The 24,524-nt window shown below is 74.1% G+C and carries 17 protein-coding genes and 1 tRNA gene; 17 read left to right on the top strand and 1 reads right to left on the bottom strand.

Going from position 1 to position 24,524, the window contains the following annotated elements; translation table 11 throughout:
- Positions 1–554: 554 nt before the first annotated feature.
- The 7 genes from ssd to ABZ128_RS07110 all read left to right on the top strand — a co-directional run bounded on the left by ssd (position 555) and on the right by ABZ128_RS07110 (position 5,586).
- Positions 555–1,700, top strand: a complete 1,146-nt coding sequence (ssd, locus tag ABZ128_RS07080; RefSeq protein WP_356846696.1) for a septum site-determining protein Ssd — start codon at positions 555–557, stop codon at positions 1,698–1,700.
- On the top strand, positions 1,697–2,845 hold the full coding sequence (locus tag ABZ128_RS07085; protein ID WP_356846541.1) for a TadA family conjugal transfer-associated ATPase: 1,149 nt from the start codon (positions 1,697–1,699) through the stop codon (positions 2,843–2,845). Before ssd ends, ABZ128_RS07085 begins: the two co-directional genes overlap by 4 nt.
- Positions 2,842–3,726 carry a type II secretion system F family protein gene (locus ABZ128_RS07090; protein ID WP_356846543.1) on the top strand — a complete coding sequence of 295 codons (885 nt, stop codon included), beginning with the start codon at positions 2,842–2,844 and terminating at the stop codon, positions 3,724–3,726. Before ABZ128_RS07085 ends, ABZ128_RS07090 begins: the two co-directional genes overlap by 4 nt.
- The gene (locus ABZ128_RS07095; protein WP_356846544.1) at positions 3,726–4,502 is read left to right on the top strand and encodes a type II secretion system F family protein; all 777 of its coding nucleotides are present in this window, start codon (positions 3,726–3,728) and stop codon (positions 4,500–4,502) included. Before ABZ128_RS07090 ends, ABZ128_RS07095 begins: the two co-directional genes overlap by 1 nt.
- 82 nt (positions 4,503–4,584) lie before the next feature.
- Complete coding sequence (locus tag ABZ128_RS07100) at positions 4,585–4,782, top strand: DUF4244 domain-containing protein (RefSeq protein ID WP_356846546.1); 198 nt, start codon at positions 4,585–4,587, stop codon at positions 4,780–4,782.
- The gene (locus ABZ128_RS07105; protein ID WP_356846547.1) at positions 4,769–5,146 is read left to right on the top strand and encodes a TadE family type IV pilus minor pilin; all 378 of its coding nucleotides are present in this window, start codon (positions 4,769–4,771) and stop codon (positions 5,144–5,146) included. Before ABZ128_RS07100 ends, ABZ128_RS07105 begins: the two co-directional genes overlap by 14 nt.
- Positions 5,143–5,586 (top strand): Rv3654c family TadE-like protein, encoded by a 444-nt coding sequence (locus tag ABZ128_RS07110; protein WP_356846549.1) that lies wholly within the window; start codon positions 5,143–5,145, stop codon positions 5,584–5,586. Before ABZ128_RS07105 ends, ABZ128_RS07110 begins: the two co-directional genes overlap by 4 nt.
- A 116-nt stretch (positions 5,587–5,702) precedes the next feature.
- Here ABZ128_RS07110 and ABZ128_RS07115 read toward each other — a convergent pair whose 3' ends face one another.
- On the bottom strand, positions 5,703–8,183 hold the full coding sequence (locus ABZ128_RS07115) for a DEAD/DEAH box helicase (protein WP_356846551.1): 2,481 nt from the start codon (positions 8,181–8,183) through the stop codon (positions 5,703–5,705).
- An 82-nt stretch (positions 8,184–8,265) separates the two neighbouring features.
- Here ABZ128_RS07115 and bldG point away from each other — a divergent pair, with 82 nt between their 5' ends.
- The 10 genes from bldG to ABZ128_RS07165 all read left to right on the top strand — a co-directional run bounded on the left by bldG (position 8,266) and on the right by ABZ128_RS07165 (position 24,500).
- Positions 8,266–8,607, top strand: coding sequence for an anti-sigma factor antagonist BldG (bldG, locus tag ABZ128_RS07120; protein ID WP_030152678.1), 342 nt, complete (start codon positions 8,266–8,268; stop codon positions 8,605–8,607).
- A 116-nt stretch (positions 8,608–8,723) separates the two neighbouring features.
- On the top strand, positions 8,724–9,194 hold the full coding sequence (locus ABZ128_RS07125) for an ATP-binding protein (RefSeq protein ID WP_356846553.1): 471 nt from the start codon (positions 8,724–8,726) through the stop codon (positions 9,192–9,194).
- A 297-nt stretch (positions 9,195–9,491) separates the two neighbouring features.
- Positions 9,492–11,903: a sodium-translocating pyrophosphatase gene (locus ABZ128_RS07130; RefSeq protein ID WP_356846555.1), complete on the top strand. Its 2,412-nt coding sequence runs from the start codon at positions 9,492–9,494 to the stop codon at positions 11,901–11,903.
- 136 nt (positions 11,904–12,039) lie between these two features.
- Positions 12,040–12,603, top strand: coding sequence for a small secreted protein (locus ABZ128_RS07135; protein WP_356846556.1), 564 nt, complete (start codon positions 12,040–12,042; stop codon positions 12,601–12,603).
- A 165-nt stretch (positions 12,604–12,768) separates the two neighbouring features.
- A complete protein-coding gene (locus ABZ128_RS07140; RefSeq protein WP_356846557.1) occupies positions 12,769–14,289 on the top strand; it encodes a class I SAM-dependent methyltransferase in 1,521 nt (506 codons plus the stop codon).
- Between the two features lie 597 nt (positions 14,290–14,886).
- The gene (gene topA / locus ABZ128_RS07145) at positions 14,887–17,733 is read left to right on the top strand and encodes a type I DNA topoisomerase (RefSeq protein WP_356846558.1); all 2,847 of its coding nucleotides are present in this window, start codon (positions 14,887–14,889) and stop codon (positions 17,731–17,733) included.
- A gap of 181 nt (positions 17,734–17,914) precedes the next feature.
- Entirely contained in the window at positions 17,915–21,100 is a 3,186-nt protein-coding gene (gene tmk / locus ABZ128_RS07150) for a dTMP kinase (RefSeq protein ID WP_356846559.1), read from the top strand.
- Positions 21,101–21,205: 105 nt separating this feature from the next.
- Complete coding sequence (locus tag ABZ128_RS07155) at positions 21,206–22,417, top strand: DNA polymerase III subunit delta' (protein ID WP_356846560.1); 1,212 nt, start codon at positions 21,206–21,208, stop codon at positions 22,415–22,417.
- A gap of 292 nt (positions 22,418–22,709) precedes the next feature.
- On the top strand, positions 22,710–24,278 hold the full coding sequence (locus ABZ128_RS07160; RefSeq protein WP_356846561.1) for an alpha/beta hydrolase: 1,569 nt from the start codon (positions 22,710–22,712) through the stop codon (positions 24,276–24,278).
- A gap of 148 nt (positions 24,279–24,426) precedes the next feature.
- Positions 24,427–24,500 (top strand) — tRNA-Thr (locus ABZ128_RS07165).
- Positions 24,501–24,524: the final 24 nt, after the last annotated feature.

Below are 24,524 nucleotides of genomic sequence, written 5' to 3' on the forward strand. Positions count from 1 at the left end.
GTACACCATGGAAGTCACGGATCGTTCGCGACCGTGCTAACCCGGTCTGGCTCCTCCCCCCCCGAGTCGGACCGTGGGGACGACCCCCGCTCTCCCCCCCGGCGGGGGTCGTCGCATGTCCGGACGCGGTTCGCGTCCCTGCCTTCGGCCCCAAGTGACCATCCCTGCAGCCCTCCTTCTCCGGTGGGCCTGCGTGGCGAAGGCCCTCACCCCTTCAGACTCGTCACGGTGCGTAGTGGTTCCGGTGCGCTATGGAACTCACCTGCCGGGGTGACGGAGTTATTCACAACGCTCCCGTTGTCCACAGTTTTCGAGCAAGATCCACTTCTTTTTCCGGATCGCTGCACGGTGATTCCGGCCGCGAAGTCCGCGGCGCCGGGATTTGCAGTGAGAAGGGGGCGGAGATCGTGGCTGGATCGAAGTCGTGTGAAGCATCGGACCTCGTCACGGCGGGCGCAATCAGGCCAGCGAGCCGTGTGCGGGCCGAGGGCGGCGCGGCCGTCGGCGGCGGCGCGGGGGCCGGGAGCGGTGCGGGCGCCACGGGCGGTCGACCGCTGATCATCACCGAGGATCCGCTGCTGCTCGACGATCTGCTGCGGCTGTGCGCCGCCGCGGGCGCGGAGCCGCATGTGGAGCATGCGGTCCCCGAGCCCGGCGCGGTCGGGAGTGGCGGAGGCGGTGGCGGTGGCGGCGATGGACGGGGCGGATGGGGTGAGGGCGGTGCCGCGGGCGCGGAGCGGGAGCGCGGGGGCATCGGGTGGGAGAGCGCCCCGCTCGTCCTGGTGGGTGACGATGCCGCCCGCCGGGTGCGCGGGGCCCCGCGCCGCGACGGGGTGTTCCTCGTCGGCCGGGACCTCGACGACCCCCTCGTATGGCAGCGGGCGGTGGAGATCGGGGCCGAGGAGGTGCTGCGGCTCCCCGATGCCGAGAGCCGGCTCGTCGACCGGATCGCCGATGTGGTGGAGGGAGCGGGAAGGCCGGCCCTGGCCGTCGGGGTGATCGGCGGCAGCGGCGGGGCCGGGGCCTCCACCCTGGCCTGCGCTCTCGCCCTGCGGGCCGCCCGGGCGGGCGAGCGGACCATCCTCATCGACGGGGATCCGCTCGGCGGCGGCATGGACGTGCTGCTCGGGGGCGAGAGCGCCGAAGGGCTGCGCTGGCCCGACTTCGCCGGCTCGCGGGGCCGGGTCGGCGCCGGGGCGCTGGAGGAATCGCTGCCCGAACTCCATGCGCTGCGGGTGCTCAGCTGGGACCGCGGTGAGCGCGTGGTGGTGCCGCCCGCTGCGATGCGCTCGGTGGTGGCCGCCGCGCGGCGCCGGGGCGGGGTCGTCGTGGTGGACCTGCCGCGGCGGGTGGACGAAGCCGTGGCCGAGGCGCTGGCCCAGCTGGACCTGGTGCTGCTGGTGGTGCCGGGCGAGCTGCGTGCGGTGGCTGCGGCGGGCCGGGTCGCGGCGGGTGTACGGATGGTGGCCCGGGACGTGCGCGTCGTCGTACGGGGGCGCTGCCCGGGCGGGCTCGACGCCGAGGCGGTGGCCGGGCTGCTGGGGGTTCCGCTGGCCGGTGAGGTGCCGGTCGAGGTGGGGCTCCCGGGGCGGGTCGCCGAGGGGGAACCGCCGGGTGCGCAGGGGCGGGGTGCGCTGGCCCGGTTCTGCGACGGCTTCTGGCGGCGGGCGCTCGGTCCCGCCCCGGGGGTGGCGGCATGAGCGCGGTGCTGCTGGACGCGGTGCGCCGGCGGCTGGCCGAGAGCGGGGCGGAACCGACCCCGGCCCGGGTGGCGGCGGCCCTGCGCGCTCAGGGCCGACTGCTGGGCGATGCGGAAGTGCTGGGCGCGGCCGCCGAGTTGCGGTCCGAACTGGTCGGTGCCGGCCCGCTGGAACCGCTCCTCGCCGACCAGGAGGTCACCGATGTGCTGGTGGCCGCCCCGGACCGGGTGTGGGTGGACCGCGGTGGCGGGCTGGAGCTGACCGGCGTGACCTTCGCCGATGCCGGGGCCGTGCGGCGGCTCGCCCAGCGGCTGGCCGCCGTCGCGGGCCGGCGGCTGGATGACGCCCGGCCCTGGGTGGACGCCCGGATGCCGGACGGCACCCGGCTGCATGCCGTGCTGCCGCCCGTCGCCGTCGGCTCGGCCTGCCTCTCGCTCCGGGTGGTGCGGCCGAGGGCGTTCACGCTGGAGGAGCTGGTCGAGGCGGGGACGCTGCCGCCGGGCGGGCAGCGGCTGCTCCGGGAGATGGTCGAGGCCCGGTTGTCCTTCCTCGTCTCCGGAGGGACCGGCACCGGCAAGACCACCCTGCTCAGCGCCCTGCTCGGCCTGGTCGGTCCCGGGGAGCGGATCGTCCTGGCCGAGGACTCGGCCGAGCTGCGGCCGGACCATCCCCACGTGGTGCGGCTGGAGACCCGTCCCGCCAATCAGGAGGGGGCCGGCCTGGTCACCCTTGCGGACCTGGTGCGGCAGGCGCTGCGGATGCGCCCGGACCGGCTCGTCGTGGGTGAGGTCCGGGGCGCGGAGGTGGCGGATCTGCTGGCCGCCCTCAACACCGGCCACGAGGGGGGCTGCGGCACGGTCCATGCGAATGCCGCCGCTCATGTGCCGGCCCGGCTGGAGGCGCTCGGGACGGTGGCCGGGCTCGATCGGGCCGCCCTGCACAGCCAGGTGGCGGCCGCCCTGACCCTGGTGATCCACCTGGTCCGGGACCGGGCCGGGCGGCGCCGGGTGGCGGAGCTCCATGTGCTGGAGCGGGATGCCGCCGGGCTGGTGGTGACCGTACCGGCGCTGCGGTGGGCGGCCCGGGGGTTCGTCCGGGAGCAGGGCTGGGAGCGGCTGCGGCCGCTGCTGGGAGGTGCCCGATGAGCGGCGTGCCGGTGATGCCGGTGTCCCTGTTCGCCGGTGTGCTCTGTGCCGGTACGGCGGCCTGGGTCCTGGCCGGGGGCGACCGGGTGTCGCGGCGGGCCCGGGTGGTGCTGGCCGGGGGTGGTGCCGTGGTGCCGCGCGGGCCGGTGCGCCGGGAGCGGCTGGTGATCGCGGTGCGGGTGCGGGCCGCCCGGTGGCGGGAGTGGGGCTGCCTCGGGGTCGGGCTCGCAGTGGGCCTGCTCGGGCGGTCGTTGATCCCGCTGGTGGTGGGGGCCGCGGCGGTGCCCCTGGTGCGGCGGTGGCTGCGGGTCCGCGGCCGGGAGCAGGAGCGTGCGGCGCGGGCCGCACAGGTGATCGCCTTGTGCGGGGCGGCGGTGGGTGAGCTGCGGGCGGGCGCGCAGCCCGGGCAGGCGCTGACCGCGGCGATACGGCGCACGGTGGCAGGCCCCGGCGGACCGGGGGCGGCGGAAGCGGCGGTGCTGGCCGCGGCGGCGTTCGGCGGGGACGTGCCGGAGGCGCTGCGGACGGCGTCGGCCGAGCCGGGCGCGGAGGGGCTGGCCGGCATGGCCGCCTGCTGGCGGATCTCGGTGGACGGCGGCGCGGGGCTCGCGGCCGGGCTGGACCGGCTGGAAGGGGCCTTGCGGGCCGAGCGGGACCGCCAGGAGTCGCTGCGGGCCCAGTTGGCGGGCGCGAGGTCGACGACGGTGGTGCTCGCCCTGCTGCCGCTGGTCGGGCTGCTGATCGGCACCGGGCTGGGAGCGGATCCGCTGCGGGTGCTGCTGCACAGCCCGGTCGGGTGGGCCTGCCTGGTGGCGGGCGGGGTGCTGGAGGCGCTGGGGCTGCTGTGGTGCCGGCGGATCGTCCGGGCGGGGGAGCGGTGATGGAGGAGATGGTGATCCACAGGCTGGGGACAGTGTTGTGCCTCGCGGTGGCGGGCCTGTGCGCGGCCCGGGCGGTGGCGGCGCGGATCCGGCGCCGGGCGGCCCGGCGCAGGTTCGCCGGGCTGCTGGCCGCCGAACCGGCACGGCGCGGGCCGGCGTTCGGGCCGGGAGTCCGGCGGGTGGTGACGGCATGGGCGGCGCCGCTGGGGTCCCTGGCGGCGGCCTGGGTGCTGGTCGGAGGGCTCCCCGGGGTGCTGGCCGGCGGTGCAGTGGCCTTCGGCGTGTGGCGGTGGCTGCGCCGCGAGCGCCCGCCGGCTGCGGTGGACCCGCGTGAGGCGGAGCGTCAGCTGCCGTTCGCCGCCGATCTGTTGGCGGCCTGTCTGGCGGCGGGAGCGGCGCCCGGGGAGGCCGCCGAGGTGGTGGGCGAGTCGCTGGGCGGGCCGGTGGGCGAGCGGCTGGCGCTGGCCGGGGCGGAGCTGCGGCTCGGCGGCGAACCGGGGGCGGCGTGGGGGAGGTTGGCCGGGATACCGGGGGCGCGGCCGCTCGCCGAATGCCTGGAGCGGGCCGCCCGGACCGGGGCTCCGGCCGCGGAGCCGGTCTCCCGCCTGGCGACCGCCCTGCGGGAGGACCGGTCCCGGCAGGCGGGCGCCCGGGCGCAGCGGGCGGCGGTCCTCGTCACCGCGCCGGTGGGGCTGTGTTTCCTGCCCGCATTCCTGGCGGTGGGAGTGGCTCCCGTGGTGATCGGAATGGCCTCCGGCCTTCTCTCCGGCACCTGAGCGGGCCTTGGAGCACCGCTGAACTCACATCCATGAATCACAACTGAGATCACGTCAAAAAAAAGATCAACGGGAGGTCGTCATGAGGATCATCTGGTTTCGGCTGCGGTCGGCGCTGAGCGGCCGGACGCGCGATGCGGGGATGTCCACTTCGGAATACGCCATGGGCACGATCGCGGCCTGTGCATTCGCTGCCGTTCTGTACAAGGTGGTGACGAGTGAAGTGGTCTCCACGGCCCTTCAGTCGACCATCGGGAAGGCGCTCGATGTGCCGTTCTGAGGGAAATGGGAGGGCCGGGGGCGACCGTGGATATGTGACGGCGGAAGCCGCTCTGGTGATTCCCGCACTGGTGCTGTTCGCGACGCTGCTGGTGTGGGCGCTGATGGCGGCGGCCGCGCAGATCCGGTGTGTGGACGCGGCGCGGGCGGGCGCCCGGGCGGCGGCCCGCTCGGAGACGGCGGAGGGGGCGGTGGCGGCGGCCCGCGCCGCCGCCCCGCCGGGGGCCCGGGTGGGGCTGGAGCGGGAGGGCGACCTGTGGCGGGTGCGGGTGACGGCGCCCGCGCCCGGCCCGGGCGCGCTGCCCGTACGGCTCGGCGCGCAGGCGGTGGCGCTGGCCGAGGACAGCGTGGGGCCGCCGCCATGAGCCGGGACCGGGGCTCGGCCACCGTGTGGGCTGCGTTGGTGGCGACGGTCCTGGGCGCGGTGTTCGGCGGCGTGCTGCTGCTCGGCCAGGCCGTGGTGGCCCGCCACCGTGCGGCGGCGGGGGCCGACCTGGCGGCCCTCGCGGCGGCGGCCACCTGGGCCCACGGCCCGGAGCAGGCCTGTGCCGCGGCCCGGAGAGTGGCCGGAGCCCAGGGCGCGGCCCTGGCGGCCTGCACCCTCCACGGCGAGGTGGCCGCGGTGTCGGCCCGCCCCGCCACCGGCCCCTTCCACCCGACGATCACCGCCCGGGCAGGCCCACCCCTCCGGCCGGCCCCCGCGGCGAAGCACCCGCCGCCCGAGCCGGAGCCGGCCCCGCCGCCCGGGCCGGAGCCACCCGCGGCCCCGGCCCCGGCGCCCCGCACCGAGTGGTCGGGCCGTTAGGCCGGCCCGACGCCCGGATGGCACCGCCGGGGGTGTTGTCACCCGTTCGGAGTAACGGGGTCGGTCCAATCCTCGGGCGGTGGTGGAGCGGCCCGGTCGGGGAGGGCGGGGTGGGGTCACGAGGCGTCTGGTGCGGGTCCCTGGGGCGGGGGTGGGGCCTCGGAGAGGAGGCGGGTGAGGAGGCGGATGGCGCCGCGCTTGTGGAGGGGGTCGTTGCCGTTGCCGCACTTGGGGGACTGGATGCAGGAGGGGCAGCCGGCCTCGCACTCGCAGGAGGCGATGGCATCGCGGGTGGCCGTCAGCCAGGCGTGGGCGGTGTGGAAGGCGCGCTCCGCGAAGCCCGCGCCGCCGGGGTGGCCGTCGTACACGAAGACCGTCGGAAGGAGGGTGTCCGGGTGGAGCGGGATGGAGACCCCGCCGATGTCCCAGCGGTCGCAGGTGGCGAACAGCGGGAGCAGGCCGATGGAGGCGTGCTCGGCGGCGTGCAGGGCGCCGCCGAGGATCTCCGGGTTGATCCGGGCCTCGTCGAGCTGGTCCTCGGTGACCGTCCACCACACGGCCCGGGTGCGCAGGGTGCGGGGCGGCAGGTCCAGCTTGGCCTCGCCGAGCACCTCGCCGGTGATCAGTTTGCGGCGCAGGTAGGAGACGACCTGGTTGGTGACCTCCACGGAGCCGTAGCAGAGCCGGGCGTCGCCCCAGGGGACCTCGGTCTCCGTCTCCAGGATGGCGATGGAGGTGGTGTCGCGGGCGGTGGTGGAGAAGGGCGGGTCGGCCTCCTCGACCAGTGCCACCGAATCCTCCAGGTCCAGCCGCTGCACGAGGTAGGTGCGGCCCTGGTGGAGGTGGACGGCCCCGTCGTGGACGGCGGTGTGGGCCGCGGACTCGTCGACCGTGCCCAGCAGGCGGCCCGTCGAGGCCTCCACGATCTGCACCGGCCGGCCGCCCTCCCCCCGGATGTCCGTCAGGTCCGAGGCGCGCTCCCGGCGGGTCCAGTGCCAGGCCGTCGCCCGGCGCCGCAGCAGCTTCGCCGCCTCCAGCTGGGGGAGGAGGCCTTCGGCCGCCGGGCCGAAGAGGGTGAGGTCGGCCTCGGTCAGCGGGAGCTCGGCCGCGGCCGCGCACAGGTGGGGGGCCAGGACGTACGGGTTGTCCGGGTCCAGGACCGTGGCCTCCACCGGTCGGCGGAACAGGGCGTCGGGATGGTGGACCAGGTAGGTGTCCAGCGGGTCGTCGCGGGCGATCAGCACCGCCAGGGCGCCCTGCCCGGCCCGCCCGGCCCGGCCCGCCTGCTGCCACAGGGAGGCCCGGGTGCCCGGGTAGCCGGTGATCAGCACGGCGTCCAGGCCCGAGACGTCCACACCCAGCTCCAGGGCGGTGGTGGCGGCCAGCCCCAGCAGGTCCCCGGAGTGCAGGGCGCGCTCCAGGGCCCGGCGTTCCTCGGGCAGGTAGCCGCCGCGGTAGGCCGCGACACGCCCGGGCAGGGACCGGTCCACCTCGGCGAGCCGCTCCTGGGTGATCACCGAGATCAGCTCCGCGCCGCGCCGGGAGCGGACGAAGGCGACCGTACGGACGCCCTGGGCGACCAGGTCGGTCAGCAGGTCGGCGGTCTCGGCGGTGGCGGTGCGCCGCACCGGGGCGCCCTTCTCGCCCCGCAGGTCGGTCAGCGGCGGCTCCCACAGGGCGAAGACCACCTCGCCGCGCGGGGAGGCGTCGTCGGCGACCTCGGTGACCGGCACCCCGGTCAGCCGGGAGGCGGCGGCCGCCGGGTCGCTCGCCGTGGCGGAGGCCAGCAGGAACACCGGGTCGGCGCCGTAGCGGGCGCACAGCCGGCGCAGCCGCCGCAGGACCTGGGCCACGTGGGAGCCGAATACGCCCCGGTAGGTGTGGCACTCGTCGATCACCACGTAGCGCAGCGTGCGCAGGAAGGAGGACCAGCGTGCGTGGCCGGGCAGGATCCCCCGGTGCAGCATGTCGGGGTTGGTGAGCACGTAGTTCGCGTACTGGCGCACCCATTCGCGTTCTTCGACCGGCGTGTCGCCGTCGTAGACGGCCGGCCGGACGGCGTTGCCCAGCGGGGCGGCGAGTCCCCGTACGGCCCGCCACTGGTCGGCCGCCAGGGCCTTGGTGGGGGCCAGGTAGAGGGCGGTCGCGCCCCGCCCGTTCGGGGCCTCGGCGCCGTCCGCCAGGGCCGACAGCACGGGGACCAGGTACGCCAGCGATTTGCCCGAGGCGGTGCCGGTGGCGACGACCACCGACGCGCCGTCCAGGGCGTGCTCGGCGGCCGCGGCCTGGTGCTCCCACGGATGGGCGATGCCCGCGGCCTGGACGGCCGCTACGACATCCGTTCGGATGCGGTCGGGCCACACTGCATGACGACCCTCCCGAGGGGGCAAGTGCTCCGTATGAGTGATGCGCGCAGCTCGCGAAGGCCCCCGTGACAGGCGGTCCAGAACCGTGCCGGGAGTGGGTCGGGGGTCCGCAGGGGCCGTGGGCCGACCGGGGCGGTGAGTATTGGCCATTGGAACTGAGTGTGTCACCGGCGTGCGGGACAATGGTCCGAAGGCGTCGTGCGCGCCTGCCGGTAAGTGATTGAATGCCATCGCGGCAGCCAATCCCTCCCTTGCCTCCGGGCCGGGGAGGCCCCTGGGGGGCGCCGCTCGATAGCAAGGTGCTGGAGGATCCGTGGACCTGTCCCTGTCGACTCGCACTGTCGGCGACCGCACGGTCGTGGAGGTCGGTGGCGAGATTGATGTGTATACCGCGCCCAAGCTGCGCGAGCAGTTGGTCGAGTTGGTGAACGACGGCAGCTACCACCTGGTCGTCGACATGGAGCGAGTGGACTTCCTCGACTCCACCGGGCTTGGTGTGCTCGTGGGAGGTCTCAAGCGCGTTCGGGCGCACGAGGGCTCGCTGCGTCTGGTGTGCAACCAGGAGCGCATCCTGAAGATCTTCCGCATCACCGGTCTGACCAAGGTGTTCCCGATCCACACGACGGTGGAAGACGCCGTCGCGGCCACCGACTGACGGCTCCTTGCCCGGGGTGCCGTCCGGCGCCCCGGGGGAGCCGAAGAGGAGCGGGGGCACGGACCGTAGCGGTTCGCGCCCCTGCAAGGCACGCCCGTAGTCCGAGGGGGACGCGCATGGCCATCGTTGAACTGCGCTTCAGCGCCCAGCCCGAACACGTCCGTACGGCCCGCCTGGTCGCGGCCGCCGTGGCGCGGCGGGCCGGGGTGGACGAAGCCGTGCTCGACGAGGTCCGCCTCGCCGTGGGCGAGGCCTGTTCGCGCGCCGTCGGACTGCACCTCAGCAACCGGCTGACCGAGCCTGTCCGGGTCGTCCTGACCGAGGAGGAGAAGGTGTTCTCCATCGAGGTCGGGGACGGGGTCCCCGGCCCGGCCGGCGGGCCGGCCGCCGCCATGCCCGGCCTGGACGCCGCCCTGGACCCGGACGTGGACAGCGAGGACGAGATGGGCCTCGCCGTCATCAGCGGCCTCGTCGACGACGTCGAGGTCACCTCGGGCGAGGCGGGCGGGACGATCCGGATGAGCTGGCCCGTTTCCAGGTCGTCCGAAGCCGCAGCGGATGCCGCAGCCGAATCCGGAGCCCCGTAGCCCAGCCTCCCCGCGACCGTGCGAGAACGGCCGGTGGGACAACACGGGAAACGGATCATCAGATCTTATTCGAGGCCCTGCTGAGCAGGGCCTTTTTCATGCCCTGACGGTATTTTCTAGATCAATGACCACCCGTCAATGCCTTTGCCCCATTACCTCTTTCGAGGGTAATGGAGTGACGGGATCTATTGCTGAGGAGCAAGAGAAGGCCAATTCCGTTTCCCGCGTACTGTTTTGATCCGAGTCCGCTCCCTACAATCCGTCCACATCTTGAGCTCATCACGTCAAGGAGGACGAATGACGGGGCTCTTCACCCCTATCGCGCCGGATCGCACCACTGATCTGGCAGCCGCAGTACTCACCGATGACAATCGGCTCATCGTGATGGTGATCGCGGCCGTGGCACTCGCCGCACTTGTCGTCGCGCAGATCCTGGTCCGCCAGGTCCTCGGCGCCGACGAGGGAACCGACAGCATGAAGAAGATCGCGGCAGCCGTCCAGGAAGGCGCCAACGCCTACCTGGGCCGGCAGTTGCGCACGCTCGGCGTCTTCGCCGTCGTCGTGTTCTTCCTGCTGTTCCTGCTTCCCGCCGACGACTGGACCCAGCGGGCGGGACGTTCCGCCTTCTTCCTCGTGGGCGCCCTCTTCTCGGCGGTCACCGGCTACATCGGCATGCGCCTCGCGGTCCGCGCCAACGTCCGCGTCGCCGCCGCCGCACGCGAGGCCACCCCCGCCGAGGGCGAGCCCGCCAAGGACCTCACCGACGTCGCCCACAAGGCCATGCGGATCGCCTTCCGCACCGGCGGCGTCGTCGGCATGTTCACCGTCGGCCTCGGCCTCCTCGGCGCCTCCTGCGTCGTCCTGGTCTACGCCGCGGACGCCCCCAAGGTCCTGGAGGGCTTCGGCCTCGGCGCCGCCCTGATCGCCATGTTCATGCGTGTCGGGGGCGGCATCTTCACCAAGGCCGCCGACGTCGGCGCCGACCTGGTCGGCAAGGTCGAACAGGGCATTCCGGAGGACGATCCGCGCAATGCCGCGACCATCGCCGACAACGTGGGCGACAACGTCGGCGACTGCGCCGGTATGGCGGCCGACCTCTTCGAGTCCTACGCCGTCACCCTCGTGGCCGCACTGATCCTCGGCAAGGCCGCCTTCGGCGACCTGGGCCTCGCCTTCCCGCTGATCGTCCCCGCCATCGGCGTCATCACCGCCATGATCGGCATCTTCGCGGTCTCCCCCCGCCGCTCGGACCGCAGCGGGATGACCGCCATCAACCGCGGCTTCTTCATCTCCGCCGTGATCTCCCTGGTGCTGGTCGGGATCGCCGTCTTCACCTACCTGCCGTCCAGCTACAAGGACCTCGTCGGCGTCGACAACCCCGCGATCACCAGCCACTCCGGTGACCCGCGCGTCCTCGCCCTCGTCGCCGTCGCGATCGGCATCCTGCTCGCGGCCCTGATCCAGCAGCTGACCGGCTACTTCACCGAGACCAACCGCCGTCCCGTCCGGGACATCGGCAAGTCCTCGCTGACCGGCGCCGCCACCGTCGTCCTCGCCGGCATCTCCGTCGGCCTGGAGTCCGCCGTCTACACGGCGCTGCTCATCGGCCTCGGCGTGTACGGGGCGTTCCTGCTCGGCGGCACCTCGATCATGCTCGCGCTGTTCGCGGTGGCCCTGGCCGGGACCGGCCTGCTCACCACGGTCGGCGTCATCGTCGCCATGGACACCTTCGGGCCCGTCTCCGACAACGCGCAGGGCATCGCCGAGATGTCCGGCGACGTCGAGGGCGCGGGCGCTCAGGTGCTGACCGACCTGGACGCCGTCGGCAACACCACCAAGGCCATCACCAAGGGCATCGCCATCGCCACGGCCGTGCTCGCCGCGGCCGCGCTGTTCGGCTCGTACAACGACGCCATCGCCAACGCGGTGAAGGAGGTCGGTGCCAAGGCCGGGGAGATGAACCTCAGCCTGGACATCGCCCAGCCCAACAACCTGGTCGGCCTGATCCTGGGCGCGGCCGTGGTGTTCCTGTTCTCGGGGCTGGCCATCAACGCGGTGTCGCGGTCCGCGGGCTCGGTGGTCTACGAGGTGCGCCGCCAGTTCCGCGAGCACCCCGGGATCATGGACTACTCCGAGAAGCCCGAGTACGGCCGCGTCGTGGACATCTGCACCAAGGACGCGCTGCGCGAGCTCGCCACGCCCGGCCTGCTCGCCGTCCTCACCCCGATCGCGGTGGGCTTCACCCTCGGCGTCGGCGCGCTCGGCTCCTTCCTCGCGGGCGCCATCGGCACCGGCACCCTGATGGCGGTCTTCCTCGCCAACTCGGGCGGCGCCTGGGACAACGCGAAGAAGCTCGTGGAGGACGGCCACCACGGCGGCAAGGGCAGCGAGGCCCACGCCGCGACCGTCATCGGCGACACCGTCGGCGACCCGTTCAAGGACACCGCCGGTCCCGCGATCAACCCGCTGCTCAAGGTCATGAACCTGGTGGCCCTGCTGATCGCCCCTGCGGTCGTGCAGTTCAGCTACGGCGCCGACACGAGCGCGACCGTACGGGCCGTCGTCGCGGCCATCGCCATCGCCGTCATCATCGGCGCGGTGTACGTCTCCAAGCGCCGCGGCATCGCCGTCGGCGAGGACACCGACGGCGACGCCGCGGCGCCCGCCGAGCGGGTGGCACAGTCGAGCGACCCCGCGGTGGTCTCCTGATCCGAGGGGCCACTCGGACGTACGACCGAACGGCGGACAGGCGGCGCGGACTGACGCGCCGTCTGTCCGCCTTTCTGCGTGCGGTGATGACGGGCGTGTATCTTCCGGGCCGAGAGCCTTCGAAGGGACCAATCCGGTGAACAAGAAGCTTGCGGCCGCGGTGTCCGGCGGTGCGGTACTGATGCTCGTGCTGTCCGGCTGCGGCGGCGACGACGGGGACGAGAAGGCCAACGGCTGGGCCAAGAAGGTCTGCGACCAGTGGTCGCCCGAGCTGAAGAAGATCGAAACCGCCAACGCCGACATCAAGCGCGTGGCGACCGAGAGCAGCAAGCCCGACGAGGTCAAGACGACCGACTCCGCGGCGTTCCAGCAGATCTCGGACGCCTACAAGTCCATGGCCTCCGCCCTCAGCTCGGCCGGGGAACCGCCGGTCAAGGACGGCAAGGCCACCGCGGAGGCCGCCGCCACGGGCTTCAACACCTCCTCCAAGGGCTACGCCGACCTGAAGACGAAGATGGACGCCCTCGACCCCGCGGACCAGGGCAAGTTCGCCGCGGGCCTGAAGGAGGTCGCGGGCGGGATCGACGAGGCCTCCAAGGGAGCCGTCGAGGCCCGCGCCCGCCTCAAGACCGGCGGCCTGGACAAGGCCCTGAACAGCCAGAAGGGCTGCCAGGTCAGCGCGCCGTCGCCGACGAAGTAGCCGGCGCCCGCCGTCCCCGGGGCGGCGCGGGGCGCCCCGCCGGGGCGGCCGGATGCCGTGCGCGCCGGCCGGCCGCGCAGCAGCCGGGTCGCGCATCCGGGGTCGGCACGCGCCGGCCCGGAGCGCGGCGCACCGATTGCCTGCGGCAGCCGACACAATGGACGGGTGAGTACCAGCAGCCTTCCCCTGCCCGACCGCGCCGCCGAGCTGCGCACCGCCCTGCTCGCCGCCGGCTTCACCGCCGACGGGCTGCTCGACCTGCTCGGCGCCCCCGCCTACGCCGCGCTGGCGCGCAGTGAGACGGTCCCCGCCCTGCGCGCCACCCGCGGGCCCGGCGACGGCCCGCTCGCGAGCCTGGTCCGGCTGTTCCTGCTCCAGCAGCCGGAGCCGTACGTACGCGCCGCGGCCGCCCTGCCCGTGGAGGCCGCGGTGGCCGACGGCTGGCTGCGCCGGGAGGGCGACGAGGTGCACGCCACCGTCGACGTGCGCCCGTACGGAGGCCCCGACGGCGAGGACTGGTTCATCGTCTCCGACCTCGGCTGCGCCGTCGGCGGGGCCGGCGGGATCGGCAGCCGCGAGGAGGGCGTCGTCCTCGGCGTCGGCGGCGCCTCCACCACCCTGGCCGGCATCACCGTCCGCATCCCCGTCGCCAGCGCCCTCGACCTCGGCACCGGATCCGGCATCCAGGCCCTGCACGCCGCCCAGCACGCCACCCGGGTCACCGCCACCGACGTCAACCCGAGGGCCCTCGACTTCACCCGTCTGACCCTGGCGCTGTCGGGTGCCCCGGAGGCCGAGCTGCTCACCGGGTCGCTGTTCGAGCCGGTCGGCGGGGCGACGTACGACCTGATCGTGTCCAATCCGCCGTTCGTGATCTCGCCCGGCGCCCGGCTGACGTACCGGGACGGCGGCATGGGCGGCGACGACCTGTGCCGGACCCTGGTCCAGGAGGCCGGCGCGCACCTGAACCCGGGCGGGTACGCACAGTTCCTCGGCAACTGGCAGCACGTGGAGGGCGAGGACTGGCACGACCGGGTCCGCTCCTGGGTGCCGCGCGGCTGCGATGCGTGGATCGTGCAGCGTGACGTGCAGGACGTCACCCAGTACGCGGAGCTGTGGCTGCGCGACGCGGGAGACCACCGCACCGAGCCCGCCGAGTACGCGCGGCGCTACGAGGACTGGCTGGACGAGTTCGAGGCCCGCAAGACCAAGGCGGTCGGCTTCGGCTGGATCACCCTGCGCCGCAGCGATGCGCAGGAGCCGTCGATCGTGGTCGAGGAATGGCCCCACTCGGTGGAGCAGCCGCTCGGCGACGCGGTCCTGGCGCACTTCGCCCGCCAGGACTACCTGCGCGAGCACGATGACGCGTCCCTGCTGGAGGACCGCTTCGTGCTGGCCGCGGAAGTGGTGCAGGAGCAGGTCGGGGCGCCCGGGGCCGAGGACCCGGAGCACGTGGTGCTCCGGCAGAACCGCGGGATGCGGCGCGCCACCAAGGTGGACACGGTCGGGGCCGGATTCGCCGGAGTGTGCGACGGCTCACTCACCGCGGGCCGGATCCTGGACGCGATCGCGCAGCTGGTGCAGGAGGACCCGGTCGTCCTGCGGGACCGGACGCCCGAGGCGATCCGCGTCCTCGTCGAGCAGGGGTTCCTGGAGCCGGTCGACCGCCGTGACCCCGTGAGGTAACCCGGGGTTCGCCCGGTGTTCCCCGAGGGCCGGCAGTCTCCCCTGCGGGGGGAGCCAGGCGGATCCGGGGGGATCCGCAGGGTCCCGTGAGCGGCCCGGGGCAGGGGGGAAACGGCAGGAAAGGCGGTCGGCGGAGGTTCTCCGCGGCCGTGTTCCTGCTGTTCAGGGCTGCACTGACGGTCCGGACGGGGGCGCGTGCGCTTTCGCCGCGCGCCGATGGTGGTGGGCGTGCGCCCCGTCCCGGCCGTGCCGCGGAGCCGCCCGCCCGCGCTGCGCGCCGGGGCGGGGCCTGCCGGACTCCGGGATCGGTTGTCCCGGCCGGCCACGGTCACCCGGGTCACATCCGGCCGTAGATCATCGTCGGAAACAGGACGTCAGACGGGGTGCGGGAGCGCGGCCAGACGGCCCTCGGCCCACTCGGCCCGGTGACCGGGCGCGCTCCGGCGCGGTATCCGGGCGGCAGAAATGGCACTTGTCGGGTTACCGTTCGAGTGGCCGTTGCGGGCTTGTGCCGTTTGACACGGGGGCGGGTTGTACCGTCACACTCCGCAGCGTCGCCGTACTGCGACCGAGTGCCGACCGGAGAGAAGAGCCAAGTTGTCCCCGACTAGCGAGACCGCAAAGGGCGGCCGCCGACTCGTCATCGTCGAGTCCCCTGCCAAGGCGAAGACGATCAAGGGCTACCTCGGCCCGGGATACGTCGTCGAGGCGAGCGTCGGGCACATTCGCGACCTCCCGAACGGCGCCGCCGAGGTCCCCGACAAGTACACGGGCGAGGTCCGGCGCCTCGGTGTGGACGTCGAGCACGACTTCCAGCCGATCTATGTCGTGAACGCGGACAAGAAGGCGCAGGTCAGGAAGCTCAAGGAGCTGCTGGCCGAGTCCGACGAACTCTTCCTCGCCACCGATGAGGACCGCGAGGGCGAAGCCATCGCGTGGCACCTCCAGGAAGTCCTCAAGCCCAAGGTCCCCGTCCACCGGATGGTCTTCCACGAGATCACCAAGGACGCGATCCGCGACGCCGTCGCCAACCCGCGCGAGCTGAACCAGCGCATGGTCGACGCCCAGGAGACCCGCCGCATCCTCGACCGCCTCTACGGCTACGAGGTCTCGCCGGTCCTGTGGAAGAAGGTCATGCCGCGCCTGTCGGCCGGCCGCGTCCAGTCGGTGGCCACCCGCCTCGTCGTCGAGCGCGAGCGCGAGCGCATCGCCTTCCGCAGCGCCGAGTACTGGGACCTGACCGGCACCTTCTCCACCGGCCGCGCCGGTGACCCCAGCGACCCGTCGTCGCTGGTCGCCCGCCTGAACACGGTCGACGGCAAGCGCATCGCGCAGGGCCGCGACTTCGGTGCGAACGGGCAGCTCAAGAGCGAGGTGCTGCACCTCGACGAGGCGAACGCGCGAGCACTCGCCGCCGCGCTGGAGGGCGCTTCGTTCGCCGTCCGGTCGGTCGAGTCCAAGCCGTACCGCCGCTCCCCGTACGCCCCGTTCCGTACGACCACGCTCCAGCAGGAGGCCTCGCGCAAGCTGGGCTTCGGGGCGAAGGCGACGATGCAGGTCGCGCAGAAGCTGTACGAGAACGGCTTCATCACCTACATGCGCACCGACTCCACCACGCTCTCCGAGACGGCCGTGGCCGCGGCGCGGGCACAGGTCACGCAGCTGTACGGGGCCGACTACCTGCCGGAGAAGCCGCGCGTCTACGCGGGCAAGGTCAAGAACGCGCAGGAGGCGCACGAGGCGATCCGCCCCTCGGGTGATCGTTTCCGCACGCCCGCCGAGACGGGCCTGACCGGCGACCAGTTCCGCCTGTACGAGCTGATCTGGAAGCGGACCGTCGCCTCCCAGATGAAGGACGCGGTCGGCAACTCGGTCACCGTCAAGATCGGCGGCCGGGCGTCGGACGGCCGGGACGCCGAGTTCACCGCCTCCGGCAAGACGATCACCTTCCACGGCTTCATGAAGGCGTACGTCGAGGGCGCGGACGACCCGAACGCCGAGCTCGACGACCGTGAGAAGCGGCTGCCGCAGGTCGCGGAGGGCGACGCGCTCAGCGCCGAGGAGATCACGGCCGACGGCCACTCGACCAAGCCGCCGGCCCGCTACACCGAGGCCTCGCTGGTCAAGGAGCTGGAGGAGCGGGAGATCGGCCGCCCGTCGACGTACGCGTCGATCATCGGCACGATCCTGGACCGCGGGTACGTCTTCAAGAAGGGCACGGCCCTCGTGCCGTCCTTCCTGTCGTTCGCCGTGGTGAACCTGCTGGAGACGCACTTCGGCCGGCTCGTCGACTACGACTTCACCGCGAAGATGGAGGACGACCTCGACCGCATCGCACGCGGCGAGGCCCAGGCCGTGCCGTGGCTGAAGCGGTTCTACTTCGGCTCGGAGGACGCCTCGGCGGTCGTGCCGGCCGACGGCGACCACCTCGGCGGCCTGAAGGAGCTGGTCACGGACCTGGGCGCGATCGACGCCCGCGAGATCTCCTCCTTCCCGGTCGGCGAGGGCATCGTCCTGCGGGTGGGCCGCTACGGCCCGTACGTCGAGCGCGGCGAGAAGGACGCGGAGGGCCACCAGCGGGCGGACGTCCCGGACGACCTGGCGCCGGACGAGCTGACCGTCGAGTACGCGGAAGAGCTGTTCGCGAAGCCGAGCGGGGAATTCGAGCTGGGCAAGGACCCGGTGAGCGGGAACCAGATCGTCGCGAAGGACGGCCGCTACGGGCCGTACGTGACCGAGATCCTCCCGGAGGGCACCCCGAAGACGGGCAAGAACGCGGTGAAGCCGCGGACGGCCTCGCTCTTCAAGTCGATGTCGCTCGACACGGTCACCCTCGACGACGCGCTCAAGCTGATGTCCCTGCCGCGGGTGGTGGGCACGGACGCCGAAGGCGTGGAGATCACCGCCCAGAACGGCCGCTACGGCCCGTACCTGAAGAAGGGCACGGACTCGCGGTCGCTGGAGACCGAGGACCAGCTGTTCTCCATCACCCTGGAGGAGGCCCTCGCGATCTACGCGCAGCCCAAGCAGCGCGGGCGGGCCGCGGCCAAGCCGCCGCTGAAGGAGCTGGGCACGGACCCGGTCAGCGAGCGGCCGGTCGTCGTCAAGGACGGCCGCTTCGGCCCGTACGTGACGGACGGCGAGACGAACGCGACGCTGCGGCGGGACGACGACGTCGAGACGATCACGCCCGAGCGGGGCTACGAGCTGCTGGCCGAGAAGCGGGCGAAGGGCCCGGCGAAGAAGACCGCGAAGAAGGCCCCGGCCAAGAAGGCGACGGCCAAGAAGGCCCCGGCGAAGAAGGCGACGGCGACGAAGACCGCTGCCGCCAAGAAGACGACCGCGGCGAAGACGACGACGGCCAAGAAGACCGCCGCCAAGAAGACCGTGGCGAAGAAGACGGCCGCCGCGGCTGCGACCGCCGAGGCGGAGTCGGACGAGTAGTCCGGTCCGCGGGTCCGCCGGTCGGCCCGACGTGGCCAGGGCCCCCTGCGCACTGCGCAGGGGGCCCTGGCGTTCCCGGGGAGCCGCCCGCCGCCCCGCAGGCCAGAGGTGCGGGCGGGGTCACACCCGGGGTTGTCCACAGGCTTCCGCGGGCGCCAGGCGCAGCGGATAGGCTGGGCGGATGACGCGAGCCGAGCAGCCAACGGTCGTGACCGCCCCCGAGAACCCCACCTACGACGAAGCCCTCGCCGCGGACTCCCGCGAGCGGGCGGTGCGCGCCCTGTTGCGCACCCCCAGGCTGCGCCGTCTGTGGAGCGCCCAGCTGGTGAGCGGCATCGGTGATGCCCTCGCCCTGCTGGTGCTGGTCCTGCTGGCCTTCCAGGCGGCGGTCTCCGAGGAGACCTTCGGCAGCGGCTACCAGGGCTGGGCCCTGACCGTCGCCGCCGTCTTCGGGGTGCGGATCCTGTCCACGCTGCTGTTCGGCGCGGTCCTGCTCGGCCCGCTCGCGGGGCTGACCGCCCCCGGCGGCGCCCTCGACCGCCGCTGGACGATGGTCGCCGCCGACGGCGTCCGGCTCGGCCTCTTCGTCGTGGCCCCGCTGTGGCTCGACTGGATCCCGGCGCACGCACTCACCGCGCTGCTCGCCACCGTCTTCGTGTCCGGCGGCGCCGAGCGGCTGTGGAGCCTGGCCAAGGACAGCGCCGCTCCCGCCCTGCTGCCCGTGCCGCCGCCCGAGGGGGCGACCGTACGCCCGCTGCCCGACCACCTCGACGCCCTGCGCCGGCTGACGCTGCGCACGTCCTTCGCGGCGATGCCCGTGGCCGCCGCCGTGCTGCTCGCCGCGACCCTCGTCGGCAAGGCCCTCGGCCTCGGGGTGGAGTGGTTCGCCGGGAACCAGGCCGCCCTCGGCTCGTACGTGGCCTCCGGCCTGTTCGCGGCGTCCGTCTCGCTGCTGCTGCCGCTGACGCTGCCCGAGACGAAGACCCCGCGCCCGCGGTCCCCGCTGGAGGGCCTGCGTCCCCCCAAGGCCGGGGACCGGCCCGACAAGGGCCGTACGGGGGCCGTTCCGCTGCTCGTGCTGGCCTGTGCCGCGGTGGCAGCGGCCGTGTCCTGCGCCGCGGCCGTGGCCGTCCTGCACGCCTTCGACCTGGGTGGCGGCCCGGCTTCCTTCGCCCTGATCGTCCTGGCCCTGCTGGGCGGCACGGCGCTCGGCATCCGCGCCGCCCAGGCCGGGAAGGTGCTCCCCGGCTTCTCCCGGCGCCGGCTGCTGGCCCTGGCCATAGCGGTGAGCGGGCTCGCGCTGCTGCTGACCGGGCTGGTGCCCGACACGGCGACGGTGGTCTTCCTGTCGCTGCTCGCCGGCCTCGCCGCGGGTGTCGCCGCCAACACCGGGCACACGCTGCTGGACCAGGAGACCGAGGAGTTCCGCCGCGGCCGCGTCACCGAGCACCTGCAGGCCGTCGTCCGGGTGGCCGTGGCCGTCGGAGCCGTCCTCGCGCCCGTCCTGGCCGCCGCGATCGGCCCCCACCGGCTGGCCGCCGGGGGCCTCGTCTTCGCGCACGGCGGCGGCGCCTTCACACTGATGCTGGTCGGCGCCCTGCTGCTGCCCGTCGCCGTGATCGTGCTCACCAAGGCCGACGACCGCAGCGGCGTCCCGCTGCGCCGCGACCTGCGCGAGGCGCTGCGCGGCGGCGAACCGGTGCAGGCGCCCTCCGCCGCAGGCTTCTTCATCGCCCTGGAGGGCGGCGACGGCGCCGGCAAGTCCACGCAGGTCGAGGCGCTGGCCCAGTGGATACGGGGCAAGGGCCACGAGGTGGTGGTGACCCGGGAGCCGGGCGCCACCCCGGTCGGCAAGCGGCTGCGCTCCATCCTGCTCGACGTCTCCTCGGCCGGGCTGTCGAACCGTGCCGAGGCGCTGCTGTACGCCGCCGACCGGGCGGAGCACGTGGACACCGTCGTCCGGCCCGCCCTGGAACGCGGCGCGGTCGTCATCTCCGACCGGTACATCGACTCCTCGGTGGCCTACCAGGGCGCGGGCCGCGACCTGTCGCCGACCGAGATCGCGCGGATCTCCCGCTGGGCCACCGACGGGCTCGTCCCCCACCTGACCGTGCTGCTCGACGTGTCGCCGGAGGCGGCGCGGGAGCGGTTCACGGAGGCCCCGGACCGGCTGGAGTCGGAGCCGGCGGAGTTCCACCAGCGGGTGCGGGCCGGGTTCCTGACGCTCGCCGCCGCCGATCCCGGGCGCTACCTGGTGGTGGACGCCGGCCAGGACCCGGAGTCGGTGACCACCGTCGTACGCCACCGCCTGGACCGGATGCTCCCGCTCTCGGAGGCCGAGCGGGCCGCCCAGGCCGAAGCCCGGCGCCTCGCGGAGGAGGAGGCCCGGCGCAAGGCCGAGGAAGAGGCGGCGCGCAGGGCGGAGGAGGAGCGGCAGCGGGCCGAGGAGGAGGCCCGCCGGGCCCGCGAGGCCGAGGAGGCCCGGATCAAGGCGGAGGCCGAGGCCGCCCGCAAGGCGCAGGAGGAGCGTCAGCGCGCCGAGGAGGAGGCCCGGGCCCGGGCCGAGGCCGAGCGGCTGCGCGCGGAGGCCGAGGAGAAGGCCCGCGCGGCGGAGCAGGAGCGACTGCGCAGGCAGGCGGAGGAAGAGGCCCGGCTGCGGGCCGAGGCCGAGGAGCGGCGGCTGGAGAAGCAGCGGCGCGCCGAAGAGGCCCTGCTGAAGGCCGAGGAGGCCCGCAGGCAGGCGGAGGCCGCGGCGGCCGCGGCGGCGGCCCGGGCGGATGCGGCCGCGGCGGCGGCCCCGGCTGCGCAGCAGGCGTACGAGCCCCCGGCCGCGCACGCCTCCCCGGCTGCGCCCAAGGTCGACATGACCAAGGAGCCGTATCCGGACGACGCGGTGACGGTCGAGACTCCGCTGGTCAAGCGGGTCGTCCAGCCGGATGACGTGACCCAGACGGTCCCGGTGCCGAAGACCGACCCGGCGGCGGAGACCTCGGTGCTCCCGGCCGTCCCGGCCGATGAGACCGCGGTCCTGCCCCCCGTACGCCCGTCCCGCGAGGACGCGCCGGCCGCCCCGACGGCCCGGACGGCGTACGGCGAGGCCGCGTACGGTCAGGCCGTGCGCCCCACGGCCCCGCATTCGCAGGAGAGCCCCGCCGACCGGGTGCCGCCGGGCATCTTCCGCGACCCGGGCAACGAGGCGACCCGCGAGCTGCCCGCCCTCGGCGAGGACGGCCGCCCGCGCCGGGCGCGCCCCGACTGGGCCGAGGAGACCCCGCTGGACGACCTGCCGACGCTGGCGGACGAACTGCTGGGCCCGCACCGGGACGAGGACGAGGACGGCGAGGGCGGTTCCCGCCGCCGCCGCTGACGGGGATCGGCTGACGGGGATTGTCAGTGGCGCGCGCCACACTGGGGCACGCAGCGATACGACGGACGGCCAGAGGAAGACGGCCGGTGGAAGGCGGTGGGCGCGATGCCCGTGTGGGACGACCTGGTGGGGCAGGAGCGGGTGCAGGCGCAGCTGGCCGCCGCCGCCCGTGACGCCGACGCCCTGGTCACCGCCGTCGAGGCCGGGGGCGCGCCGCCCTCCGCGTCCAAGATGACCCACGCCTGGCTGTTCACCGGCCCGCCCGGATCTGGCCGGGCCACCGCCGCCCGGGCCTTCGCCGCGGCCCTGCAGTGCACCAGCCCCGACCGGGCCCTCGGCGGGGAGCCCGGCTGCGGGTTCTGCGACGGCTGCCACACCACCGTGGTCGGCACGCACGCGGACGTGGAGTTCGTCCGGACGGACCTGCTGTCCATCGGTGTGAAGGAGACCCGCGACCTGGTCCGCCGGGCGCAGCTCTCCCCGGCCGTGGGCCGCTGGCAGGTCATCGTCCTGGAGGACGCCGACCGGCTGACCGAGGGCGCGGGCAATGTGCTCCTGAAGGCCGTGGAGGAGCCCGCCCCCCGGACGGTGTGGCTGCTGTGCGCGCCCTCCCTGGAGGACGTGCTGCCCACCATCCGCTCCCGCTGCCGCCACCTGACCCTGCGCACCCCGCCCGTCGCCGCCGTCGCCGACGTACTGGTCCGGCGCGACGGCATCGAGCCCGCCGTCGCCGCGGCCGCCGCCCGCGCCACCCAGGGGCACATCGGCCGGGCCCGCCGGCTCGCGCAGGACGAAGCCGCCCGGACCCGTCGGGCCGCGGTGCTGAAGCTTCCGCTCCGGATCGACGACGTGGGCGGCTGCCTCAAGGCGGCGCAGGAGCTGGTCGACGCCGCCGCCGAGGATGCCAAGCAGGTGGCGGAGGAGGTCGACGCGAAGGAGACCGAGGAGCTGCGGGCGGCGCTGGGGGCCGGAGCCGGCACCGGCGGCCGGATGCCGCGCGGCACGGCGGGGGTCATGAAGGAGCTGGAGGACCGGCAGAAGCGCCGCCGCACCCGCACCCAGCGCGACACCCTCGACCTCGCCCTGACCGACCTCACCGGTTTCTACCGGGACGTGCTGGCCCTCCAGCTGGGCTCGTCCCTGGCCATCGCCAACGAGGAGATACGGCCGGACCTCGACCGGATCGCCCGCGCCGGCGGCCCCGAGCGTACGCTGCGCCGCATCGAGGCGATCATCGCCTGCCGGGAGGCCCTCGACCGCAATGTGGCCCCCCTCCTCGCGGTCGAGGCGATGACGATGGCGCTGCGGGCCGGCTGAGTCCGCGCGCTGCGCGCCGGCTGACCGGGCCGAGCGGGGCTGAGCGGGGCTGAGCGGGGCTGAGCGGGGCTGAGCGGGGCCGGAGGATCCCGGCGACCCCTGTCGTCCCGGTTGACCCTTCACCCGTACGGGCGGTCCCGCCACGGCGGGACGCGCGCTGCGGAGCCCCGCCGCAGCCGCACCGGGTCGGCGGCAGGACGGGCGCGGCCGCCGTGCGCCCCCGCGCGGGGGCCGACCGGGCGGGCTCGGGCGTCCCCGGGCCCGGTCGCCGGTCAGGACGTAGGCTCCTGGAATGGACACCAGGCGCGTGCTGCGCACCACCGGAACCGTGATCGCAGCCGCCGGACTGCTGCTCTCCGGATGCACTTCGGGCGGTTCGGGAGGGCCGTCGGCCGCTGCGTCCTCCTCCGCGGACGCGGCGCGGTCGGCCGAGCCGACCGCCGTCCCGGAAGCCCTGCGTCCGTACTACGAGCAGAAGCTGAGCTGGCGCGACTGCGGTGTCCCCGGCTTCCAGTGCGCGACGATGAAGGCCCCGCTGGACTACGCCCACCCCGAGTCCGGCCAGGACGTCGACATCGCGGTCGCCCGCCGCAAGGCCACCGGCCCCGGGAAGCGGCTCGGCTCGCTCGTGGTCAACCCGGGCGGCCCGGGCGGCTCCGGCATCGGGTACCTCCAGTCGTACGCGGGCATCGCCTACCCGGCGCCCGTCCGCGCCCAGTACGACATGGTCTCCTTCGACCCGCGCGGGGTGGACCGCAGCAGCCCGGTCGAGTGCCTGACGGGCCCGGCGATGGACCAGTACACGCAGGTCGACCAGACCCCGGACGACGCGGCGGAGCGGGCGCGGCTGGTGTCCTCGTTCAAGGACTTCGCAGCCGGCTGCCAGTCCCGCTCCAAGCGCGTCCTGCCGCACGTCTCCACGGTCGACGCCGCCCGCGACATGGACATCCTGCGCGCGGTGCTGGGCGACGAGAAGCTGTCGTACGTGGGGGCCTCGTACGGCACCTTCCTGGGGGCGACGTACGCGGACCTCTTCCCCGGCCGGGTGGGCCGTCTGGTCCTGGACGGCGCCATGGACCCCTCCCGCTCGGCCGTCGAACTGAACCGGGACCAGACGGCGGGCTTCGAGACGGCCTTCCGCTCCTTCGCCAAGGACTGCGTGAAGCAGCCGGACTGCCCGCTCGGCAAGGGCGGCCCGGACGCGGTGGCGACCCGGCTGAAGGAGTTCTTCCGCAAGCTCGACGCCCATCCCGTGCCCAGCGGCGACCCGGAGCGCCCGCTCGGCGAGGCCCTGGCCACGACCGGGGTGATCGCGGCGCTGTACGACGAGACGGCCTGGCCACAGCTGCGCGAGGCCCTGGCCGCGGCGATGGACGGCGACGGCTCCGGGCTCCTCGCGCTCGCCGACAGCTACTACGAGCGCGAGCCGGACGGCCGGTACGCGAACCTCATGTACGCGAATGCCGCCGTCAACTGTCTCGACCAGCCCCCCGCCTTCACCGGCCCGGAGGCGGTCGACGCCGCCCTGCCGTCCTTCGAGAAGGCCTCCCCGGTCTTCGGCGCCGGCCTGGCCTGGGCCTCGCTGAACTGCACGTACTGGCCGGTCAAGGCCACGGGCAGGGCCCACCCGCTGACCGCGAAGGGCGCCCCGCCGATCGTGGTGGTCGGCACGCTGCGCGACCCGGCGACCCCGTACAAGTGGGCGCAGGCCCTGGCGGGCCAGCTCGACTCGGGCGTCCTCCTCACGTACGACGGCGACGGCCACACGGCGTACGGCCGCGGCAGCGACTGCATCGACACGGCGATCAACACCTACCTCCTGGAGGGCACGGCCCCGCAGAACGGCAAGAAGTGCTCCTAGCCCGCCAGGCCGGGCCATCCGGCACCATTGCGCCCGATATGCCCCACCTCCACGGAACCCGGTTCGGGGCATCCCGTTCGAGCCTGTAGACTTGGCGCCGCTGCTGATGAGCACTCCCTCCCAAGGGAATACTTGTCGGACCAGCGGTGCCGCCTTAGCTCAGTTGGCCAGAGCAACGCACTCGTAATGCGTAGGTCTCGGGTTCGAATCCCGAAGGCGGCTCAGATTAACCCCAGGACTCACTCG

The sequence above is a fragment of the Streptomyces sp. NPDC006326 genome (genome assembly GCF_040612915.1).
GTDB lineage: Bacteria > Actinomycetota > Actinomycetes > Streptomycetales > Streptomycetaceae > Streptomyces.

Bases quoted from the DNA above. Each gene is read 5' to 3' on its own strand.
- ABZ128_RS07085 (WP_356846541.1), top strand. From the start codon at position 1,697: ATGAGCGCGGTGCTGCTGGACGCGGTGCGCCGGCGGCTGGCCGAGAGC.
- ABZ128_RS07090 (WP_356846543.1), top strand. From the start codon at position 2,842: ATGAGCGGCGTGCCGGTGATGCCGGTGTCCCTGTTCGCCGGTGTGCTC.
- ABZ128_RS07095 (WP_356846544.1), top strand. From the start codon at position 3,726: ATGGAGGAGATGGTGATCCACAGGCTGGGGACAGTGTTGTGCCTCGCG.
- ABZ128_RS07100 (WP_356846546.1), top strand. From the start codon at position 4,585: ATGAGGATCATCTGGTTTCGGCTGCGGTCGGCGCTGAGCGGCCGGACG.
- ABZ128_RS07105 (WP_356846547.1), top strand. From the start codon at position 4,769: ATGTGCCGTTCTGAGGGAAATGGGAGGGCCGGGGGCGACCGTGGATAT.
- ABZ128_RS07110 (WP_356846549.1), top strand. From the start codon at position 5,143: ATGAGCCGGGACCGGGGCTCGGCCACCGTGTGGGCTGCGTTGGTGGCG.
- ABZ128_RS07115 (WP_356846551.1), bottom strand. From the start codon at position 8,183: ATGGCATTCAATCACTTACCGGCAGGCGCGCACGACGCCTTCGGACCA.
- ABZ128_RS07125 (WP_356846553.1), top strand. From the start codon at position 8,724: ATGGCCATCGTTGAACTGCGCTTCAGCGCCCAGCCCGAACACGTCCGT.
- ABZ128_RS07130 (WP_356846555.1), top strand. From the start codon at position 9,492: ATGACGGGGCTCTTCACCCCTATCGCGCCGGATCGCACCACTGATCTG.
- tmk (WP_356846559.1), top strand. From the start codon at position 17,915: ATGACGCGAGCCGAGCAGCCAACGGTCGTGACCGCCCCCGAGAACCCC.
- ABZ128_RS07155 (WP_356846560.1), top strand. From the start codon at position 21,206: ATGCCCGTGTGGGACGACCTGGTGGGGCAGGAGCGGGTGCAGGCGCAG.
- ABZ128_RS07160 (WP_356846561.1), top strand. From the start codon at position 22,710: ATGGACACCAGGCGCGTGCTGCGCACCACCGGAACCGTGATCGCAGCC.